General features: G+C 42.0%; 21 protein-coding genes. 4 read left to right on the top strand and 17 right to left on the bottom strand.

Annotated features, from left to right (window positions below; all coding sequences use genetic code 11):
* Positions 1-9: 9 nt before the first annotated feature.
* The 14 genes from AM500_RS01310 to atoS form a co-directional block, all read right to left on the bottom strand.
* A complete protein-coding gene (locus AM500_RS01310; RefSeq protein ID WP_231688088.1) occupies positions 10-834 on the bottom strand; it encodes a GvpL/GvpF family gas vesicle protein in 825 nt (274 codons plus the stop codon).
* Complete coding sequence (locus tag AM500_RS01305) at positions 831-1,085, bottom strand: gas vesicle protein GvpG (RefSeq protein WP_053597582.1); 255 nt, start codon at positions 1,083-1,085, stop codon at positions 831-833. The genes AM500_RS01310 and AM500_RS01305 overlap by 4 nt, the downstream gene beginning before the upstream one ends.
* Positions 1,082-1,849: a GvpL/GvpF family gas vesicle protein gene (locus AM500_RS01300; RefSeq protein WP_053597581.1), complete on the bottom strand. Its 768-nt coding sequence runs from the start codon at positions 1,847-1,849 to the stop codon at positions 1,082-1,084. The genes AM500_RS01305 and AM500_RS01300 overlap by 4 nt, the downstream gene beginning before the upstream one ends.
* A gap of 15 nt (positions 1,850-1,864) precedes the next feature.
* Positions 1,865-2,785, bottom strand: a complete 921-nt coding sequence (gene gvpN / locus AM500_RS01295) for a gas vesicle protein GvpN (protein ID WP_053597580.1) — start codon at positions 2,783-2,785, stop codon at positions 1,865-1,867.
* Positions 2,786-2,799: 14 nt separating this feature from the next.
* Positions 2,800-3,063, bottom strand: a complete 264-nt coding sequence (gvpO, locus tag AM500_RS01290; protein ID WP_053597579.1) for a gas vesicle protein GvpO — start codon at positions 3,061-3,063, stop codon at positions 2,800-2,802.
* A 64-nt stretch (positions 3,064-3,127) separates the two neighbouring features.
* Positions 3,128-3,391 (bottom strand): gas vesicle protein GvpJ, encoded by a 264-nt coding sequence (gene gvpJ, locus AM500_RS01285; RefSeq protein ID WP_053597578.1) that lies wholly within the window; start codon positions 3,389-3,391, stop codon positions 3,128-3,130.
* 26 nt (positions 3,392-3,417) lie between these two features.
* Positions 3,418-3,846: a gas vesicle protein GvpQ gene (gvpQ, locus tag AM500_RS01280; RefSeq protein ID WP_053597577.1), complete on the bottom strand. Its 429-nt coding sequence runs from the start codon at positions 3,844-3,846 to the stop codon at positions 3,418-3,420.
* A gap of 21 nt (positions 3,847-3,867) precedes the next feature.
* Positions 3,868-4,308 (bottom strand): hypothetical protein, encoded by a 441-nt coding sequence (locus AM500_RS01275; RefSeq protein ID WP_053597576.1) that lies wholly within the window; start codon positions 4,306-4,308, stop codon positions 3,868-3,870.
* A gap of 84 nt (positions 4,309-4,392) precedes the next feature.
* The gene (gvpA, locus tag AM500_RS01270) at positions 4,393-4,650 is read right to left on the bottom strand and encodes a gas vesicle structural protein GvpA (RefSeq protein ID WP_053597575.1); all 258 of its coding nucleotides are present in this window, start codon (positions 4,648-4,650) and stop codon (positions 4,393-4,395) included.
* A gap of 658 nt (positions 4,651-5,308) precedes the next feature.
* Positions 5,309-5,920, bottom strand: a complete 612-nt coding sequence (locus AM500_RS01265) for a hypothetical protein (protein ID WP_053601587.1) — start codon at positions 5,918-5,920, stop codon at positions 5,309-5,311.
* Positions 5,921-5,928: 8 nt separating this feature from the next.
* Positions 5,929-7,098 carry a ParM/StbA family protein gene (locus tag AM500_RS01260; protein WP_053601586.1) on the bottom strand — a complete coding sequence of 390 codons (1,170 nt, stop codon included), beginning with the start codon at positions 7,096-7,098 and terminating at the stop codon, positions 5,929-5,931.
* Positions 7,099-7,528: 430 nt separating this feature from the next.
* A complete protein-coding gene (locus AM500_RS01255) occupies positions 7,529-8,803 on the bottom strand; it encodes an NCS2 family permease (RefSeq protein ID WP_053597574.1) in 1,275 nt (424 codons plus the stop codon).
* A gap of 175 nt (positions 8,804-8,978) precedes the next feature.
* The gene (locus AM500_RS01250) at positions 8,979-10,391 is read right to left on the bottom strand and encodes a sigma-54-dependent Fis family transcriptional regulator (RefSeq protein WP_053597573.1); all 1,413 of its coding nucleotides are present in this window, start codon (positions 10,389-10,391) and stop codon (positions 8,979-8,981) included.
* Positions 10,378-12,225, bottom strand: coding sequence for a two-component system sensor histidine kinase AtoS (atoS, locus tag AM500_RS01245; protein WP_053597572.1), 1,848 nt, complete (start codon positions 12,223-12,225; stop codon positions 10,378-10,380). The genes AM500_RS01250 and atoS overlap by 14 nt, the downstream gene beginning before the upstream one ends.
* Before the next feature lie 335 nt (positions 12,226-12,560).
* Between atoS and atoD the strand changes: the two genes are divergently transcribed.
* The 4 genes from atoD (at position 12,561) to AM500_RS01225 (ending at position 16,609) form a co-directional block, all read left to right on the top strand.
* On the top strand, positions 12,561-13,220 hold the full coding sequence (gene atoD / locus AM500_RS01240) for an acetate CoA-transferase subunit alpha (protein WP_053597571.1): 660 nt from the start codon (positions 12,561-12,563) through the stop codon (positions 13,218-13,220).
* Positions 13,220-13,873: a 3-oxoacid CoA-transferase subunit B gene (locus AM500_RS01235; protein WP_269432550.1), complete on the top strand. Its 654-nt coding sequence runs from the start codon at positions 13,220-13,222 to the stop codon at positions 13,871-13,873. Before atoD ends, AM500_RS01235 begins: the two co-directional genes overlap by 1 nt.
* A 50-nt stretch (positions 13,874-13,923) precedes the next feature.
* Positions 13,924-15,114, top strand: coding sequence for an acetyl-CoA C-acetyltransferase (locus tag AM500_RS01230; RefSeq protein ID WP_053597570.1), 1,191 nt, complete (start codon positions 13,924-13,926; stop codon positions 15,112-15,114).
* Positions 15,115-15,286: 172 nt separating this feature from the next.
* A complete protein-coding gene (locus tag AM500_RS01225; protein ID WP_053597569.1) occupies positions 15,287-16,609 on the top strand; it encodes a TIGR00366 family protein in 1,323 nt (440 codons plus the stop codon).
* A gap of 273 nt (positions 16,610-16,882) precedes the next feature.
* Here AM500_RS01225 and AM500_RS01220 read toward each other — a convergent pair whose 3' ends face one another.
* The 3 genes from AM500_RS01220 to AM500_RS01210 form a co-directional block, all read right to left on the bottom strand.
* Positions 16,883-17,401, bottom strand: a complete 519-nt coding sequence (locus tag AM500_RS01220; RefSeq protein ID WP_053597568.1) for a DUF2179 domain-containing protein — start codon at positions 17,399-17,401, stop codon at positions 16,883-16,885.
* A 119-nt stretch (positions 17,402-17,520) separates the two neighbouring features.
* Positions 17,521-18,261: an amino acid ABC transporter ATP-binding protein gene (locus AM500_RS01215; RefSeq protein ID WP_053597567.1), complete on the bottom strand. Its 741-nt coding sequence runs from the start codon at positions 18,259-18,261 to the stop codon at positions 17,521-17,523.
* Positions 18,262-18,271: 10 nt separating this feature from the next.
* The gene (locus AM500_RS01210; protein WP_053597566.1) at positions 18,272-19,042 is read right to left on the bottom strand and encodes an amino acid ABC transporter permease; all 771 of its coding nucleotides are present in this window, start codon (positions 19,040-19,042) and stop codon (positions 18,272-18,274) included.
* Positions 19,043-19,054 lie beyond the last annotated feature (12 nt).

Genomic DNA, 19,054 nt, shown 5'->3' with positions numbered 1-19,054 from the left:
CATCTCCACTTATGAAAGGCTGGAAAAATGGTAAACAGGCCATGGCCCTGTAGCTTCAAACTGCCACCCTTTTTCTTTCATGTCCTTTTCAAATTGCTGAATTTGCTCCAAAAATGGTTCCACTTTTGTCTTAGAAACTAGGTAAACACTATTCCACGTCATTTGATCTTTTCTGCCAGTAACATCCTTGCCCCAGGTTTTCTTTACAATTCCTTCAATAGCAAATCCCTTGAGTTGCAAGTGGATATCTTCACTCACAGCAATCTTTTCTTTTTCAACCTCTCTTTCAATTAACTGGTCCAGCTTTTTCTTTTCAAAAAATTGCTTTCCTTTTGATAGACTGCTAATTTCTTCTCTTTTTTCTTCAATTACCGGATTATTCGCGCTAACTTCTGCTTTTAATAACTTGTCATCGCAGTATATCTTTAAATTCCACTCTTCGTTGTTGGAAATGAGATTGAAGGTGCTTTCCATTCGGGAAGAATTGGACTGAATCGACTCCTTTAAGCTATTTTCACTCTTGTACAAAGTGCAAAATTTCAAAGGAATAATCGTAAAAAGTTTTGATAGATTCAAAACCGTTTCATGATGGTGAAAGGCTTTTTCCTGAAGCCAGCCCATATCGTTGTCAATCCGTTCCTTAATCGTTTCTTCCGTATAGGTTTGTGAATCCAGTTTGCATACGACTGCGGTAATCCCATTGATTCTAATGGGATAAATCTCCCCTTTGCCGTCAAAATCCTTAAAGGGTGGCAATGGTTTATCAGTTATTTCCTTTGTTGGAACCAATCCATATAAATAAATCAAGTCTTCCATCGTTTCTGCTGCCCTCATTTCCTTTTCGCCATCTCTTCCCACTGTTTCAGTTCGAGCTGCTTTGCGACTTCATACCGGAGAATCAATTCCTCTTCCTTCGCCTTATAGGCTTCCTCTGGTATTTCTCCAAGCTCATACATCATTTGTAGCTGAATCAATTTTTGCTGTATGGTAGGAAGGTCATAAAGTTCCTTATCCGCCTCCTCCTTAACCTTCTCCGCAATTTTCACAACAAGGTTAATAGGGGCAGAAACAAGCTTATGAATCATCCCGCATTCTCGACAGTTAAACGGATATTGACAAAATTATACGCAGGCCAGGGGCCACTGTAGTTGAAATCGACCTTATCCTTCCATTTTTCATAAGCCTCATTAATTTTCTGATCAAACTCTGCTTCTTTTTCTCGGTCTATCAAGAACGCGGCATTTAATAACATTTTTTCTCCTATCGGATCATTTGCCTTTGAAGCCTCAGCCAGCTTTTTTAAAGGTTCAAATATTTCCTGTTCAACCTCACTTTGAAGGGATTGAACAATTTTTTGAGCTATGCCGCCTAATTGAATTCTTTCATAATAGCTAGCTGCTTCGGATTTTCCTTGAAGCGATTTAGTCATATTCCCAATTTTTTCATTTCCGCTCACCTGGGATTCCAGCCATTCCTTCTTTCCAATCACTTTAAGTCCAAGTTCAATCTTGCCCTTAATCGCAGGAAAAAGTTTTTCAAATTGTGGATATAGATTTTCCAGAAGTACAGCAACATCTTCTTTTGATTTAAAGACATTACCAAAGCTAACCGGGATGACTGTCTGGTTTTTTTTCATAACTTGAGAAACAGTTCCCTGGTGCATCATTAAATTTTCTTTATTCGGGTGGTAGATTTTCATTGGTACTTCTGCGGCAACCATTGCTGCATCCTTATAGCGGATTAGAAAAAGGTCTGCTTTATCACTTTCAACTTCGACCTGGCCAAAACTTTCATCCGATTCTGCTTGTATTCCGCAAAATATATAAATTCCCGTTTCTCCTTGGCTCATAGTACGTCTCTCCTTTTACTCCTTATTAAGCTCCAGGTTATTGCATGCCTTTTTAATCATTTCCTTTGCTGTTTCTATTGGGTTCTCTACATCAATAGAACGGCTTATTTGCTGGGCTAAAATGTCGATGCAAAGCTTCTGGAATTCAGGATCGTTTCCATTTATGGAAATCCCCTCATCCTTCGCTATAGCCGCAATCCGTAATGAGGCTCTAAGGCTTGGACCAGTCTCACCTTTGCACTGTTTCCGCAAGCGAGCTACCAGGTTTGTAATAGTAGCTGCTTCACTTTTACTCATATCAATTTTTCCTGATAGTATAAGCGCTTCCCGTTCGCTGTCTTTATGATCAATATGAATGGTAATCAGGCGGTCTAACAGTGCATCCTGTGTTTCATAGACCCCTGAATATTCAGAAGGGTTACTGGTAAAAATGACAGTAAAATCAGGATGGACACGAATAAACGGTTCGGTTAATTTTGTTCCGTAAAGAGGGAGAACTCCTTCTTCTAAAATTGATAGAAAAATATTATTTGTTATAGGTTTAGAGCGGGTGAATTCATCATAGACAAGCGTGTAGCCGTTCTTTACCGCTTCTAGCAAGCGCCCGTCCCTCCATGTTTCCGTAATGCTTTCGTCTCTTTTATAAACAGACCGAATATAGTTATCTACTACCTTTTTGCTTGTATATCCTGTAAAGTCTCCTATCAGATCTTTATTGTTCAATTCGTGGTGTCCATGGATAAGCATAACTGGCCTTTTTCTTGTTTTTGCGAGTTCAAGTGCCAATGAGGTCTTCCCTGTACCGGAAGGCCCTGTAAAATGGACAGGATAACCCGCCTTTAAATATCGGGCTGAACGAACTAATAAATCTTCCGTAACTTTATCCCGAACAATTGATTGCTTTTGCGTTTTAGTTTTATTCTTTAATACCGTCACTCTTTCACCACGCCCTACATTTCTAGGTTAACGGAACTTCTAAACCGCAGGTCCCTTCTTTTATAGGAGGTAATTTCCTTTTCCTGATTAAGGCTTACCTCATATACACCGACCATTTCATCCTTTGCGTATTTTTTCATATATTCCTTTTCTTCAATTACTTCAACGATTAGTTTCCAGCCATTATCTGCTTCTTCTACAGTCGTAATTTTATGAATTGGAGCCACATATTCGTTAAAGAATTCAGTAACATTGGCTATTATTTTCTTAATTTCCATAATGGCCTCCCAATTTAATAATGGAGGCCAGGGCATTCATGCCCCGGCTTACTCCTACTTCTTATCAAATACTAAACCTTGCATTTCTTTCGTCCTGCGGCGCGGGAAGTCCGTTTTCCTGTACCTCGTCTCTGAGAAGCCCTACTGCCTCTGCATAGCGCAACCATGTATCTACACTTGCGATAACCACTCTGGCTTCTACTGTTAATATTTCAATACCAACCACTGACACTCTTACAAAGGCATCTATGACAATCCCCTTATCAAGTATTCTGTCAACTACTTCTGCCAAACTTGAACTATCGGTACTTTTCTGAACTCCTGCCATTATTCATTCTCCTTTCTATATTCCTGTTAAGAACCCATTGTCTTAATATTGTTTGATGATTTAATATTGGTAGCTCCTTTAATGTTGCTGACGCTTTTAATATCGCCCACACCTTTCACTTTACGGTCATCCTTTTTTTGCGAGGAGGATAGATTATCCTGTAGCTTTTTGCCCTTTTCTTTCGCTTGGCCTACTTTTTCTCTTGCCGCAAGTAAAGCTTCCTGTGTTTTGTCCTTGGCTTTTTCTGCTCCACTATTCAGCTTTTCAGCGAAAGTGTCCCTTTTTTCCTCTAAATGGTCCGTAAATTCATGGGCTTTGTCCTGAGCCTGCTCCACTACATTCTCTTTGGCTTTTTCAACTACAACATCTTTTACTTTTTCCTTTATTGGTTCCGGAGTATGTTTAATTACTTCCTTAGCCACTTTTCCAGCTGTTTTTTTAATAGGCTTATCCATTGCCAGCCCCTCTAATTTTTATTAGTTTGCCTTTGCTCCCGCTTCAGTTAATTGGCCAAGCATTTTTTCTATTCGATCTAGCCGTCCGTTTAGCTGCTTGTTTTCTTCCTTGATTTCTTCGTATTTTGACGAGTCTTGCCCCTCGTTATCTCCTAAATAACTTGAAGCAATTTGTCTGATTCCTTTTTGGGCTTGGTCTGTAAGAATTTCATTTGCAGCCTTCTTTAATTCCTGGCTAGTCGTTTTAAAGAACTCTGACTCACTTAAGGACTTAAGGGCTTTTTTGCCTGATCCCTGGCTAGAAAGCAGTCCGATTCCAACTCCTATCGCTCCGCCGAGCAATGCAAGATTAATGGAAAAGTTCCGATTCTCTACTTTTTCCTCTTGCTGATTGCTTTCTTCTTGATTTTCATCCTGTTGATTCATTTCTTGCTGCTGTTCGTTTTGTTCTTTCTCAGACATCTTCTATCAACCTCTTCCTGTTTGTTTTTATTTTTTCCAGGTGTTCTCACCCGGCTCGAATCGACTACAAAACTTTGTGGGCCATTAACTAAATTGCGGGTCGCTTATTAAACCTCTTCTTGGCTTTTCTTCATTCTGATATTCATCTTTTAGCAGCCCTACAGCCTCCGCATAACGCAGCCAAGTATCAACACTGGCAATAACAACCCTAGCCTCAACTGTGAGAATTTCAATTCCGAGGAGTGAGACTCTAGCGAAAGCATCAATAACGATTCCTTTATCCAGAATCCTATCCACAACTTCCGCAAGACTTGAACTATCTGTACTTTTTTGCACACTCATTCCTCTCTCATCTCCTTTCTGTTAGGCTTTTGACAGCGCATAAGCTTTTTACTTATCCGTATAGGCATATTTACCTTCGTCAGAAAAACATAAACAAAAAAAGACGAATAACATTTATGTACCTTTATATACATTTTTAGGCATTACATATATTGGAACAACCGACTTCTTAATAGTCTTTGGAAATTTACTTTTAAGAAAATGACAAATTTCTTTATCGATGTTAAATTGTGTGGTTGCATTGATATACACGTGTGCACAAAGGCACTTTTTACAATAATGCAGATTTACGCGGGGAATTCAAAGACGAGGTACTTTAAAAAGAGATATTAAATAAAAGTAATCTCCATACAACAATAGTCATCTGATTACTAATGAATTTATGACTTTATCTATCCCGAATTAGTACCCAAAATAAAAAGGCTGATAGGAGTAGCCATCTCCTAATCAGCCTTCATATTATTGAGGTTTATTTATATTTTGAGGATCAAACAACAGAAGAACCCTTCTACAGTGTTCTTCACATGCAGATTCTGCATTTTTAAAAAATCAACCATTTGTTCAAGGACAATCAGAGAATCGACATTCCCTGGCATAATCAATTGAAGTAATTGGCAAACCTGTAAATAGCCGGTTTTTCAAAAAGAACTAGGTTACTTTATTTATTCATTTTTGCCAGGAAGTCTCCTAATAAATCTCCCAGATCCTCCTCTGTTTCTTCCTCAGGTTCTTCACTAACTTGATCTGCATTTAGCTTAGCCGACTCCCAGTCAAAAGAATCTAAATCATCATCCATATCATCTAATTCACGGGAGGCCACAGCTTCATCCATATGTGTATCCAATGAGCTTTGATGAATAGTTTGATCGCGAGGGGGGAACAAATCACTGTTCTCCTGCAAATATAAAGCTTCATCGATATCAAGGGATTTGCTGTTCATTGAAGCAAGCAGCGCAGTAGCTCTGACCGGGTCGGTTAAGAGCTGATAAATAATGTTTCCAAGCAATGCTTCGGAATGTTCATGCTTTAACCAATCCCGCTGCGACTTGCTTAATTGATGAGGGAGAGGAATCGTAATCGTCTCCCGTTCCCTGGCTGAGGATTTTCCTACCCCATCGAGTACAAAATCCGCTATCTTGCTTGAAAAGTTCCTTCGTTCGGTTTGTTTTAACTTCTGCAGATGCTTTAACAGATGGTCCGGCGTATCTGAAGGAATGCGAAAAGATAGTGTCTGGCCTCTCTTAATTTCGCCTGTGTTTGATTTATTCATCATGCACCTTAGCCTTTAACAGGTTCTTTAGGAGCTGGTTTTTGCTTCTCTGCCTTTCGAGAATAATCAGTGATTAGTTTATAGTAGGCATTTGCCATCATCCAGATACTCTCTTTTTCATCTTCAAAAAAGTCAATATTATAGCCATCAAGATTATTGTTTAATGTTTTAATATATTCCTTCAGAACATTTGCGCCGCCACCAACGAAATAACAAATTTCTGTCTGGGAATTCTTCTGCCATACATTCCTTAATAGACGGTATTGTTTTTTGGCTAAGTCAAGAAGGATTCGATCAGTAATGTCATGAACGCTTGTCCTGCTCCCCTTCACCATAATATGATTCCGGTCGTTTTTCTTTGTAATGATATCCACTACATCCCTCCGGCTATCCAATTCGACGCCGTGCTTGCTTCTGATTTCTTCCCTAATTGTTTCAAGTGATTCAGATACACCTAAATTAAAGCCTTGTGCCTTATCATCATCTACGTTTCTGTTCCTAATTACAGCGATATCTGTAGACAATCCACCAATATCCTGAATGATGATTCTTTTATCAATTAAATCCTTATTAATAATTTTTAAATCATTGTCCATGACCAGGTTTATGTAAGCCGCAAATCCTTCTGGATATACTTTGATTTCATCGAATTTTATGTTTACTTTTATTCCCTGATACTTTGGCGTCACAAGGAATTCTACCTGATGGACTGAACCTGCCAATTTCGAACGGTATCCGGCATCCTTGCCTTCTTTTACTTCGCGAAGAGGAAGCCCAGTTCCTAGAGTATAATTGGCATCAACCACATTTTTCACCCTCGGAAAATTGCTTTGCTCTCTGACCGCATCCAAAGCTAATGTTGTAAAGAGCATGACCAGCGTCTGGTCTTCTTCTGATTTGCTGCTTCCTGGGTCAAGTTCTGTAGCATTATTACTTTTTGTCGCCAAGGCCCCAACACGATAAATAGCGTTATTTTCCTTCAAAGCGGGGGAATGCACCCTTACATGGATTCCTTCAAGCGGATTTTTGCTGTCTAGCTCCTCTATTCCAATTACAGGCCGGTCTTCTGTATCTCTGGCTATAATATTAGGAATATTTAATTCGTGTTCCAGCTCTCCAAAAATAGCTTTTATAGAATCATTACCAACATCAACTGCTGCAATCCTTGTTTTATTCATTTTTCCAATCCCTTTCATTTTAAAATTCCCTACGAAAACTGAGTACTATTTAAGAGTATATTTATTTTGGGTTTAGTTCAATGTTTTAATGAAAATCGAAACAAGAATGTAAACCTGTAAACTTTATGTAAACTTTCGTTCTTTGCAAACAAAATTGTAAACAAAATACACAAAGTCGTATACATCGCGCCTTAACAGCATGCATACGACTTTGTTTACTTGTAAACATTTTTGTGTACTTTTGTATACATATTTGCAAACAAATATACAAATTTGTAAACAAGGTAATCGCAGCCCTATCCCGGCCAAGTTGCAATTTTCCCCACAAAAAAAACAAATGGCACCATTATATTACCGGAGCCATTTGTTTGCTGTTTTATTCTATTATTGCCAACTATTATTTGTTCCGAAAACGGTCGAATCGGGTCTACTATATCGCTCCCAATATAAAGTAAAGCAAAAAGAAGAAAGCAATCACATACATCGCTGTAGAGATTTCATTTTTTCTGCCGGTAATTAGCTTTACAAGCGGATAGGCGATGAAACCGAATGCTAGCCCATTCGCAATGCTAAAAGTCAGTGGCATAATCACCAGCATTAAATAAGCAGGAAATGCATCTGTTATGTCGTTGAACGGGATTTGCTTCAAGCTTTGCGCCATCAGGCAGCCGACAATGATTAGAACAGGCGCAATCGCCTCGTTCGGAATTACCTTGAACAGAGGGATTAGAAAAAGGGCTGGAATGAATAAAATACCGGTAGTAAAAGAAGTCAACCCAGTCCTTCCTCCTGCTGCAATCCCTGTCGCCGACTCAGCGGCCGTTGTGATCGGGCTGCATCCGAGCAAACCCGCACCAATGACGGAAAAGGCATTTGCCTGGAATGACCTTTTAAATTTCGTCTTATCCGGAAGCATTCCGAGCTGAGCGCCCATATTTTGAAAAATAATAACCATCGATAACGAGAATACAGCGGTCCAAAAATTAACGGTTCCAATTTCGCTAAAATCAAATGCTAAAAAGATTGACTCATACCCACTGAACGAAAGGCTAAAATCACCCAGAACAGAAAAATCGACAATACCCAGCAGCCCGCCAATTACAGTCCCGGCAATTATCCCTAATAGGAAATTGCCTTTTATATTCTTTAAGAAAAGAGGAAGCAAAATCGACAATGTTAGCAGGGTTGTTAGAGCATGCGGGTCGCCAAGATTACCCAGCGCTACAAACGTGCCTTCATTCGCAACAATGACTCCCCCGTTTTTAAGACCCAGAAATGCGATAAAAAGACCAATGCCCGCCGTCATGGAATGGACCATCGATTGCGGGATTGAGCGCGACAGCCATGCTGCCCCTTTTGTCACCGCAGCAACGGCAAAAACAATACCGGCAATTAACACGGCTGCGAGGGACTGTTGCCAGGTCAGTCCGAAGGCAAACACTAGTGTGAAGACAAAAAAGGCATTATCCCCCATTCCCGGTACAAGAATCAGAGGTGAATTTGCCCACAGTGCCATAAGCATACAGCCAACAAAGCTACAGATAACCGTTGCAATCGTGACAGCCTCATAGGGCATCCCTGCCTGGCTTAGGATTGCCCCATTAACAACGATAATATAGGCAACCGTCATAAACGCAGTAAGGCCAGCAAGTATCTCGGTCCGAATAGTCGAATTCGCCGAGTCGATATTGAATAATTGATTCATTACAATTCCACCTCTACATAAAAGCGCTTGTGGCCAAACGCTTACTCCAGTGCCTTTTAAAAGACACCTTGCCCATTATACCAAAGCCCACTGTAAAAGGAATGGTATACTTTATAGATTTCCCCATCCTGCCAAAATAAAAAACAGGCGGCTAAGGATTGCCGCCTATGTTGGATTATTCAATTTCATACTCCTGAATTTTATAAAGAAGTGCTCGCCTGCTGATGCCAAGGTCTTTGGCTGTCTGCATTTTATTGCCATGGTTTTCGGTCAGTTTATTTTGGATTATTACATTTTCCACTTGCTTAATCAGATCCTTTAAGGACTGCCCGTCGGCGAGGCGAAGCGGCAAAGTCTCAACCTCTTTGCCTGTCACATGGTTTGTTTCGGTGGTTTTCCGTTTTTGGTGAAACACCTCTTGGTTAATGAAAATATCCTCCGGAAAAATGATCGAACCTGTGCTCATGATAACAGCTCTTTCGACGATATTGGATAATTCGCGAACATTTCCCGGCCATGTATACTCCTCAAGAAGCTTTAATGCGTCCTCATCAAAAGTGACAATCTCTTTATTGTTTTCCTGGGAAAACTTTTGCAAAAAGAAATTGGCAAGGAGCTTGATATCTTCCTTTCTTTCCCTTAACGGCGGAATCTCTAGCGGAACAACATTAAGCCGGTAATAAAGGTCCTCCCGGAATTCTCCATTTTCAATCATGCTCAACAGGTTCCGGTTCGTCGCAGCTATCACCCTGAAGTCCGCTTTGATTGTTTGGGTGCCCCCAACCCTTTCAAACTCATGTTCCTGAAGTACTCTCAGAAGCTTAACCTGAAGCGCCTGAGATACCTCGCCAATTTCATCAAGGAAGATGGTTCCCCCTTCAGCAAGCTCGAACCTTCCCGGTTTCCGTTGCACAGCACCCGTAAAAGCACCTTTTTCATGTCCGAACAATTCACTTTCCAAAAGCCCCTCAGGCAGGGCCCCGCAGTTTATTTTAATAAAAGGACCTTTCATACGCTGGCTATTATAATGGATTGTATTCGCAGCAAGCTCTTTACCGGTTCCGCTCTCGCCGGTAATTAGGACCGAGGCGTTCGTCTGGGCAACTTTCCCAATCACCTTATACAGCTGCATCATTTTTGGGCTGTTGGTCAGCAGCTTATCTAACCGGTAGTTATTGCTCAACTCACGGTGCAGCACCTGTACCTCTTCCTTCAGATTCTGGACCTGAAGTGCTCGTTTGACCAGAATTTTAACCTCATCATTATTAAAGGGCTTGATTATATAATCGTAGGCACCGTTTCTCATTGCCTCAACAGCGGTTTCGACTGCTGCAAACGCCGTCATCATAATCACATTTATATCCTTATCAAATTCACGAATTTCCCTGAAGGCTTCCATCCCGTCCTTATTCGGCATGCGTATATCCATGATTACCAAGGCTGGGTGCAGGGCCTTTGCCTTCGCAATTGCCTCCTCGCCGTCAGAAGCAGTATCGACCTCATACCCTTCTCGTTTTAGCAAAGCCTTCAAAACGGTCCGGACGCTAGCTTCATCATCTACAATTAGGATTGTCTTATTGCTTCTCATTCTTTTCACCCCTAATTGAATAGTTTATCGGAATAATGATAGTTGCCTTCAACCCGCCGGAAGGAATGTTTTCCATAAAAATCTCTCCATTATGCGCTGAAATGATTCGTTGGACTACCGCTAGGCCGATGCCAGTCCCTTCTTTCTTGGTCGTATAAAATGGATCGAATACTTTACTGATTTGTTCTTCTTCTATGCCCGGACCGGTGTCAGAAAAAACAATGCTGATCTTCCCTTTGATTGAGTCATAATCTGTTTCAACTGTAATTTCCCCCGGTCCATCCATCGCCTGGGCCGAGTTGATGAGGATGTTCAAAAACACCTGCTTGAATTGTTCAGGATCAATTTCGGCCTCTGGAATCCAATCCTGTAAATCAAGATTGAAACTAGTTTTGTGCTTGGATACATTCTTAACAAGGACTATTGTCTGCCTGATTAAGTCATTAACATTGACTTTCAGGAAATTCGCATCGGCTGATCGAGAAAAATACAGAAGCTCATGGATGATTTTATTTGCTCTGTCCACTTCCTTGATAATCAGCGGATGGAACTCCTGTCGCTCTTCCTCCGTGCTGCCTTCCTGCAAATACTGGACCAGGCTTTTGATCGCTGTTAACGGATTACGGATTTCATGGGCGACCGCAGCCATCATTTCACCAAGTGCGGCGAGGCGATCGGCCCTGTATACCTGCTGCTCCAGCCGCTTCTTCTCGGAAATATCTTTAAAGGTCACAATTGCACCAATAAACTTGCCATCGCTATCCTGTAGCCGGGATGTGCTTGAACTGATATACAGGTTTTTCCCATTTGCAGGATAATTCATTTCAATTCCAATATAGGTTTTCCCAGTCTGGAGCGTCTCCATTAGAAGACTTGAAAACTCGACGCCATGAATCATGCTCTTTGTATAAGGCCTGTTGATCACTTCCTCCAATTGAACACCGGTAAGATGCATGGCTGCTTTATTCATGAATGTAATATTGCCCTCTGTATTTACGGTAATGATTCCATCAACCATGCTATCCATGACATTTTCATTTAATGTTCTTGCATGGAGGATAGAAGCCGCCATACCGTTGACGGCGTCGGCAATTTCACCAATTTCCCCCCTTACAGTAATTCTTCTTTTCAAATCAAATTTCATCTGTTGTAAGCCCTGTTTGACAGCATTTATATCAACCAGAAGACTGTTCCAAAAATTAACCAGTAGCAGGATGACGGCCAGAACCCCGAGCCCAAAACAAAGAAAGATGATTCTATCCATCTTGTACAGCTGGCTTTCGACATCTCGGGTCAGTTCATTCGCCCAAACGTAGCCAATTACCTTGCCATCACGGATAAGCGGAAGCATGGCATTCATGATTTGCCCCCTGACCTGCTTTCCTATTTCTACTTGCTTTTCACCAGTGCTCATGACTTCACGGCCTGGATGTTCTTCCTCTATGTCTTTTCCGACGATATCCCCATATTCCTCACTCGGACCATAGGTAACAATAGCATCAAGCCCGCGAACGTAGTAGCCGACCCCAATCCCCGGATTTGCCTTGGCAAGGACATCAGTGAATTCTCTTAAACTCTCATTCAGAACACTAATTTTTGTTTCCTCATCGGCTGACAGGGTGCCCTCCTTTTGCAAAATAGCCTCAAAATCATGTTGAAGATATTGGTCCAGCATGGATGTAATGCCAAACAACTTTTTCTCCTTCTCCTCCAAAAGAGCTCTCTCAGCAATAGTCTTTGTTATAAATCCTGATACAAGGATGGGAATAGCGACAAAAAAAATTGTAACGATAATCATTTTCTTTCTAAGATTGCCGCTTGAGTTACCTTTCATAGACTAACATCCTTTCTTACTACCTATTTTACCGTTTCAAATAAAAAAAGATTGTAAAAAACGTTACAAATTGGAATCTCTCGACAAATGCTGCGCAATTTTCTGGTGACAAAAATGTGAAAAGTGTGAAAAAAGTAGCCACTCTATGCAAAAAGTAAACGCTTTCCCTTTTGCTCCATTTTTCAGAATTTAATTCCCCTGCTATAAAAACAGCTTCAAATCAACGGTTATAAAATTATTTTTGCCTTTTTTAAAAGTTGGCATGGTTCCTGCATTATAGAAAGTTGTAAGCACATTAAAACTTTATATATCTATTACTTTTTGGAGGTGCTCGAATGAGCAAGGTTATCACTACTGAAGAAATACCTGCTTTATTCAAGGATAACATGACCATCATGGCAGGCGGTTTTATGGGAGTTGGGACTCCTGAAAGATTGGTTGCCGGCATTTTGGAATCAGGCGTAAAGGATCTTACCCTGATTTGTAATGACACTGCATTTGTAGAAACAGGCGTTGGACCGCTTGTAGTCAACAAACGTTTTAGGAAAATCATCGCTTCCCACATTGGGACAAACCCTGAAACTGGAAGGCAAATGATAGCTGGAGAAACCGAGGTTGAACTTGTTCCACAAGGAACACTTGCAGAGCGTGTCCGTGCTGGGGGCGCTGGCCTTGGCGGAGTACTTACTCCTACTGGTGTTGGCACCGTTGTTGAAGAAGGGAAGCAAAAACTGGCTGTGGATGGCCGCGAATACTTACTGGAAACGCCTCTCCGCGCAGATGTCGCCATCCTGAAGGCTTATAAGGCAGACAAAGCAGGCAACCTTGTTTACCATCGCTCTGCCCGTAACTTCAACCCATTGATGGCACTTGCAGCCGACCTTGTTATTGTCCAGGTCGAAAAGCTTGTTGAAATAGGTGAAATTGATCCGGATGAAGTCGTCACACCGGGAATCCTTGTAGATAAAATTTTGGTTTCAGGGAGGGAACTGTAATGACACAAACTGAAATGACACCTAAGCAAATCATTGCAGCGCGTGTAGCAAAAGAAATGAAAAATGGCGATGTCGTAAACCTTGGAATCGGGCTTCCAACCATGGTTCCGAACTACTTGCCTGAAAACGTTGAAGTTATTCTTCAATCAGAAAACGGCTATATCGGACTTGGACCAGTCAACGGTGATATTGATCCTGACTTGGTTAACGCAGGCGGGCAGCCAGCAGGTATCAATCCTGGAGGAGCATTTTTTGACAGCCTTTTCTCATTTGAATTGATCCGCGGCGGGCATGTCGATGTAACTGTCCTTGGCGGCCTTGAGGTCGACCAAAATGGGAATATTGCCAACTGGATGGTTCCAGGCAAAATGGTTCCAGGCATGGGCGGCGCTATGGACTTAGTGACAGGTGCCAAGAAAGTTATTGTCGCAATGGAACACTGTAACAAAAAAGGCGGCTCTAAAATTCTTAAAGAATGCACATTGCCACTAACAGGCAAGGGTGTAGTTGATGTAATCGTTACTGAGCTCGCAGTCTTCCGTGTAACAGATTACGGGCTTGTTCTAGAAGAACTTATGGACGGGGTCACACTTGATACTGTTAAAGAAAAAACGGAAGCAGAATTCACCCTTGGCGAAAAACTCGCCAACTAATGATTCCTGCGGGGGCTTAAACCAGCAATCTACTAATTTATCAGGAGGAATTGAATATGCGTGAAGTTGTTATTGCAAGTGCTGTAAGGACAGCTATCGGCACTTTTATGGGAACTTTGAGCAACACTCCGGCTACTGACCTTGGTGCCATCGTTATTAAAGAAGCTGTAAAACGTGCTGGCCTAGAGCCAGGACAAGTTGAAGAAGTCATTATGGGTAATGTCCTTCAGGCAGGACTCGGACAAGGTCCTGCCCGCCAGGCTGCCCTTAAAGCAGGCATTCCTATTGAAGTGCCTTCGATGGCCATCAATAAGCTTTGCGGATCCGGTTTAAAAGCCGTACATCTTGCAACACAGGCCATCCAGACTGGCGAAGTTGAAATCATTGTAGCAGGCGGCATGGAAAACATGAGCCTAGCCCCATACCTTCTTTCAAAAGGACGCACCGGCTACCGCATGGGAGATGCAACCATCTATGACAGCATGATCAAGGATGGCCTTGAATGTGCAATGAATCACTATCATATGGGCATTACCGCTGAAAACATTGTTGAGAAATATGGCTTAACTAGGGAACAGCAGGATGAGTTTTCCGCATGGAGCCAGCAGAAGGCCGAAGCGGCCATCAAAGAAGGCAAATTCAAGGATGAGATTGTACCAGTCGAAATCCCGCAGCGCAAAGGCGAGCCTATAGTTTTTGACACAGATGAATTCCCTCGTGCCGGAGTAACTGCCGACAAGCTAGGAAAACTGAAGGCGGCCTTCAAAAAGGATGGTTCAGTTACTGCAGGTAACGCATCCGGCATTAATGACGGTGCGGCTGCACTCGTCCTGATGAGCCGTGAAAAGGCAGAAGAACTTGGCTTTAGGCCAATGGCTATTATCAAAGCCAACGGTGCTGGCGGTGTTGATCCTGCAATCATGGGTATCGGACCAGTTCCAGCAACTCGGAAAGCACTTGAAAAAGCGAATCTCACCATCAATGATATCGACCTTGTTGAAGCAAACGAAGCATTTGCCGCACAATCACTTGCGGTTGGGCGCGACCTTGAAATTCCAAATGAAAAATTGAATGTTAATGGCGGTGCAGTTGCCCTTGGCCACCCAATCGGAGCAAGCGGCGCCCGGATTCTTGTTACCCTTCTTCATGAAATGAAGCGTCGTGGCTCCCGTTATGGTTTGGCTACCCTCTGTATCGGCGGCGGCATGGGTGTTTCAACCATTGTAGAAATGGAAAACTAGATCATTTTGTTGCGAGCCTTCCCGATTGGCACGAGACCCTAAGTGGCTTGTGACCATATGCGGGAGGCTGCACGCTGCTAGGATTGGCTATTACATGCATACCTTTGTTCGTAAGTGAACAAAGGTATGTACATCCTTATGACAAAAACACATACCTGAACGGAGGATATACATGGTTGCCTCAATATCAAAATTCTTTACGAAAATGGTAGATAAGTATTTGCCAGACCCACTTGTTTTTGCCATGATTCTAACCATTCTCACCTTTTTGCTTGGCGTTGGCTTAACGGATACTACTCCTATTGAAATGGTAGGATTCTGGGGTGAAGGCTTCTGGGGACTATTGGCTTTTGCTATGCAGATGGCACTTGTCGTTGTATCTGGACACGCAATGGCGAGTTCACCGCTATTGCGCAGGTGGATGGGAAATATCGCATCTGTTGCGAAAACTCCGGCCCAAGGGGTTATGCTCGTAACCTTCATGGCTGCATTCTGTAGCATTATCAACTGGGGCTTCGGGCTCGTTGTCGGTGCACTGTTTGCACGTGAGGTTGCCCGCAGGGTACCAAAATCAGATTACCGTCTTTTAATCGCAAGTGCTTATATCGGGTTCCTTACCTGGCACGGCGGGCTTTCCGGCTCGGTTCCTCTCGTTGCTGCAACACCAGGAAACCCTATGGAAAAAATTTCAGGCCTGATTCCTATTTCTGAAACTCTATTAACTCCTTATAATATTTTCATTACGTTGACTCTATTAATTACTTTGCCATTCTTAACTAAAATGATGATGCGTCCTGAGAGTGAAATTGTAGCCATTGATCCAGAGTTGCTGAAAGAAGAGCCATCAACAGCTCGCAAACTTCCTCCAAATGCATCTATTGCTGAGAAAATGGAAGAAAGTAAAATCCTTGCCTATATTATTGGCGCCCTTGGTCTTGCTTATATTGTGTATTACTTCAATAAAAATGGTTTCAAAATCGATATCAATATCGTAAACCTGATCTTCATCGTCCTTGGAATCATCCTGCATGGTACACCAATGTCTTATATGCGTGCTGTTAAAGCAGCTGCAGCCGGTACTGCCGGCATCATTGCCCAGTTCCCATTCTATGCTGGTATCCAGCTGATGATGGAAGCTTCAGGCCTCGGCGGGCTTATCACTGAATTCTTTGTTAATATTTCTAATGTGCATACGTTCCCAATCCTGACATTCCTGAGCTCAGGTCTAATCAACCTGGCAGTTCCATCAGGTGGCGGACACTGGGTTGTACAAGGTCCATTCGTAATGCCTGCTGCTGAAGCTCTCGGAGCAGATATGGGTAAAGCCGCAATGGCCATTGCATATGGTGAAGCCTGGATGAACATGGCACAGCCTTTCTGGGCTCTTCCTGCCCTTGCAATTGCTGGCCTAAAGGCACGCGATATCATGGGCTTCTGTATAACAGCGCTCCTCTATTCAGGGATTATCTTTATTGTTGGATTATATTTCTTTTAAAAACCCAAAGATGGGGTACTAAGGCTTTCAGCCCTAGTACCCCATCTTATTTATCTTAATAATGGTTATTTCCTCATTGTTTAACTGGTCCGGCTTATTTAAAATCTCAGGTGTCTACTTTATTATCTGACTGAATCATAGAGGACCTTCTGGTTATTTCAATTTTTCTCCATCTCTCTACAATTTTTTGTTTTAAGGGAAATGACATAAAGAAAGGAAACGGGTGCCCCGTTTCCTTAAAATCAATTGAATTTGATTAAACTATTTAGTACCTTAAGGGAGTCTCTTCGTCCAAAATCCGCCTTTGAAGTAGCGTGGTTCATACGATATAACGAAGGCTGAAGGAGCAATTTTTTGGATGGTATCCATCAGCTTCTTTTCATTTGATCGCTTGGCAAGCACTTGCATAACAATTCTGTTGCCATCCCTGCCATCAGCCACCCAGCTGGTAACCCCAAATCCCTTTTCTCTTAGTATAGTAGGTACATTCATTTCCTCTTTATTAATAATGATTTGGACGGTTATGTAACCCAACGCAAGCCATTCCTCTATCTTGCTTCCTAAATAAACACCACTTCCCCAGCCTAAACAATAGGCAACGAGGTTATATGTTTTGTCGATATTTTCAAGGACTATATTTAATCCAATTAGATAAATGAAAACTTCGACTACGCTTAAGAGTGAAGCTAGGACTTTTTGTCCTTTCATTACAAACATCAAGCGAACTGTAAACAGAGAAACATACACAACATTAATAACAATAATGGTAACAATCATGCTCATTGGACTCATATTAGAACTCCCTGCTATAAAAAATAAATTATTTCGTCCTAATTATTCCTTCCCTTTTCTTCTTCTAGTAAACAATACAAAGAAAGAGAACCTTAATTGGCTCTCTTCCTCTAAAGTACCTAGTATTGGCTTAATGTCCGCTTTAGGAACTCTTTTGTCCGTTCTTGTGTTGGGTTGGTAAAGATTTGTTCCGGATGCCCTTCTTCAGCAATGACACCTTTATCCATGAATACCACCCGGTCCGATACTTCACGAGCAAAGCCCATTTCATGGGTAACGATTAGCATGGTCAGACCCGATTCGGCAAGTTCTTTCATAACCTTAAGGACTTCCCCAACCATTTCTGGGTCCAGTGCGGAGGTTGGCTCATCAAAGAGCATGACGTCCGGTTCCATTGATAAGGCCCTTGCTATAGCCACACGCTGCTTCTGTCCACCTGATAACTGGCTCGGTTTCGCATTAATAAAGCGGTCCATACCAACTACCTTTAAATACTTCAAGGCAATTTCTTCGGCTTCCTCTTGGGTCCTCTTAAGAACCTTCACCTGGCCGACCGTACAGTTGCTTAGCACATTATGGTTATTAAACAGGTTGAATTGCTGGAAAACCATGCCAAGCTTTGCCCGATACAAAGCCAGGTCATGCTTTTCATCAAGAATATTCTCACCCTTATAATTGATTTCCCCACCGCTCGGCATCTCCAAAAGATTGACACAGCGAAGGAGGGTTGATTTTCCTGAACCGGAAGACCCGATAATCGTGACAACTTCCCCTTTACCAACCGAGAAGTTAATATCCTTTAGGACTTCATGCGCTCCAAATGATTTACTTAAATGTCGAATATCAATGATTGTTTCCATCGTTCTCCCCCTAGTTTCTTCTCGTTTTCTTGGCAATATCATCAGGGGTTTCAACTTGCATTTGATTACCCATCATAATCGAGTAATTATCCGGGCCATCCATTCTCCGTTCGATATATCGCAAAATCCTTGTGACTGTAAATGTCATGACCAAGTAAAGCAAACTGGCCACAAAGAAGGATTCAAAATACCTGAAATTATTGCCTGCAATTGACTTTGTCTGGAAAAATAACTCAGTAACCGAAATGACATTCAAAACTGAGGTGTCCTTAATATTAATAACAAATTCATTGCCTGTGGCCGGAAGAATATTCCGTATAGTTTGCGGGAGGACAACATTCATCATTGTCTGGAAATGATTCATCCCGATGGCCTGGGCTGCTTCAAATTGTCCCTTATCAATTGAAATGATACCGCCACGGACGATTTCCGCCATATAGGCTCCTGTATTAATGGATACAATGATCAATGCCGCAACCAGGACGTTCAAATCTATGTTAAAGGCCATTGCTGATCCATAATAAATGACCATTGCCTGGACAATCATCGGTGTACCCCGGAAAAATTCAATATAAATTGAGAGAATAATATTAACTATTTTTAAAAGGACCCGTTTTGTTCCTCTGTCTGGCATTGGGAAGGTTCGGACAACCCCTGCCAGAAGGCCGATTAGCGAGCCAACAATTGTACCTACCAATGCTATCAGGAGTGTCATACCTGCACCACGAAGGAACATCGGCCAATAATCAGAGATGATTCTAATAATCCATTCAATACTCATGTAGCTTCTCCT

Origin of the sequence: Bacillus sp. FJAT-18017, from assembly GCF_001278805.1 — a bacterium.
Classification (GTDB): Bacteria; Bacillota; Bacilli; order Bacillales; family Cytobacillaceae; genus Bacillus_D.
Note: the sequence above shows the minus strand (reverse complement) of the source record. Positions and strands in the feature narration are given on the sequence as shown.

What these genes read in the sequence shown, in the direction of transcription:
- AM500_RS01225 (WP_053597569.1), top strand. Translation starts at nt 15,287, where the DNA reads ATGGTTGCCTCAATATCAAAATTCTTTACGAAAATGGTAGATAAGTAT.
- AM500_RS01300 (WP_053597581.1), bottom strand. Translation starts at nt 1,849, where the DNA reads ATGAGCCAAGGAGAAACGGGAATTTATATATTTTGCGGAATACAAGCA.
- AM500_RS01255 (WP_053597574.1), bottom strand. Translation starts at nt 8,803, where the DNA reads ATGAATCAATTATTCAATATCGACTCGGCGAATTCGACTATTCGGACC.
- gvpA (WP_053597575.1), bottom strand. Translation starts at nt 4,650, where the DNA reads ATGAGTGTGCAAAAAAGTACAGATAGTTCAAGTCTTGCGGAAGTTGTG.
- AM500_RS01275 (WP_053597576.1), bottom strand. Translation starts at nt 4,308, where the DNA reads ATGTCTGAGAAAGAACAAAACGAACAGCAGCAAGAAATGAATCAACAG.
- AM500_RS01215 (WP_053597567.1), bottom strand. Translation starts at nt 18,261, where the DNA reads ATGGAAACAATCATTGATATTCGACATTTAAGTAAATCATTTGGAGCG.
- AM500_RS01265 (WP_053601587.1), bottom strand. Translation starts at nt 5,920, where the DNA reads ATGAATAAATCAAACACAGGCGAAATTAAGAGAGGCCAGACACTATCT.
- AM500_RS01210 (WP_053597566.1), bottom strand. Translation starts at nt 19,042, where the DNA reads ATGAGTATTGAATGGATTATTAGAATCATCTCTGATTATTGGCCGATG.
- atoS (WP_053597572.1), bottom strand. Translation starts at nt 12,225, where the DNA reads ATGAAAGGTAACTCAAGCGGCAATCTTAGAAAGAAAATGATTATCGTT.
- AM500_RS01310 (WP_231688088.1), bottom strand. Translation starts at nt 834, where the DNA reads ATGAGGGCAGCAGAAACGATGGAAGACTTGATTTATTTATATGGATTG.
- gvpJ (WP_053597578.1), bottom strand. Translation starts at nt 3,391, where the DNA reads ATGGCAGGAGTTCAGAAAAGTACCGATAGTTCAAGTTTGGCAGAAGTA.
- AM500_RS01260 (WP_053601586.1), bottom strand. Translation starts at nt 7,098, where the DNA reads ATGAATAAAACAAGGATTGCAGCAGTTGATGTTGGTAATGATTCTATA.
- AM500_RS01250 (WP_053597573.1), bottom strand. Translation starts at nt 10,391, where the DNA reads ATGAGAAGCAATAAGACAATCCTAATTGTAGATGATGAAGCTAGCGTC.
- atoD (WP_053597571.1), top strand. Translation starts at nt 12,561, where the DNA reads ATGAGCAAGGTTATCACTACTGAAGAAATACCTGCTTTATTCAAGGAT.
- AM500_RS01305 (WP_053597582.1), bottom strand. Translation starts at nt 1,085, where the DNA reads ATGATTCATAAGCTTGTTTCTGCCCCTATTAACCTTGTTGTGAAAATT.
- gvpO (WP_053597579.1), bottom strand. Translation starts at nt 3,063, where the DNA reads ATGGAAATTAAGAAAATAATAGCCAATGTTACTGAATTCTTTAACGAA.
- gvpQ (WP_053597577.1), bottom strand. Translation starts at nt 3,846, where the DNA reads ATGGATAAGCCTATTAAAAAAACAGCTGGAAAAGTGGCTAAGGAAGTA.
- AM500_RS01220 (WP_053597568.1), bottom strand. Translation starts at nt 17,401, where the DNA reads ATGAGTCCAATGAGCATGATTGTTACCATTATTGTTATTAATGTTGTG.
- AM500_RS01235 (WP_269432550.1), top strand. Translation starts at nt 13,220, where the DNA reads ATGACACAAACTGAAATGACACCTAAGCAAATCATTGCAGCGCGTGTA.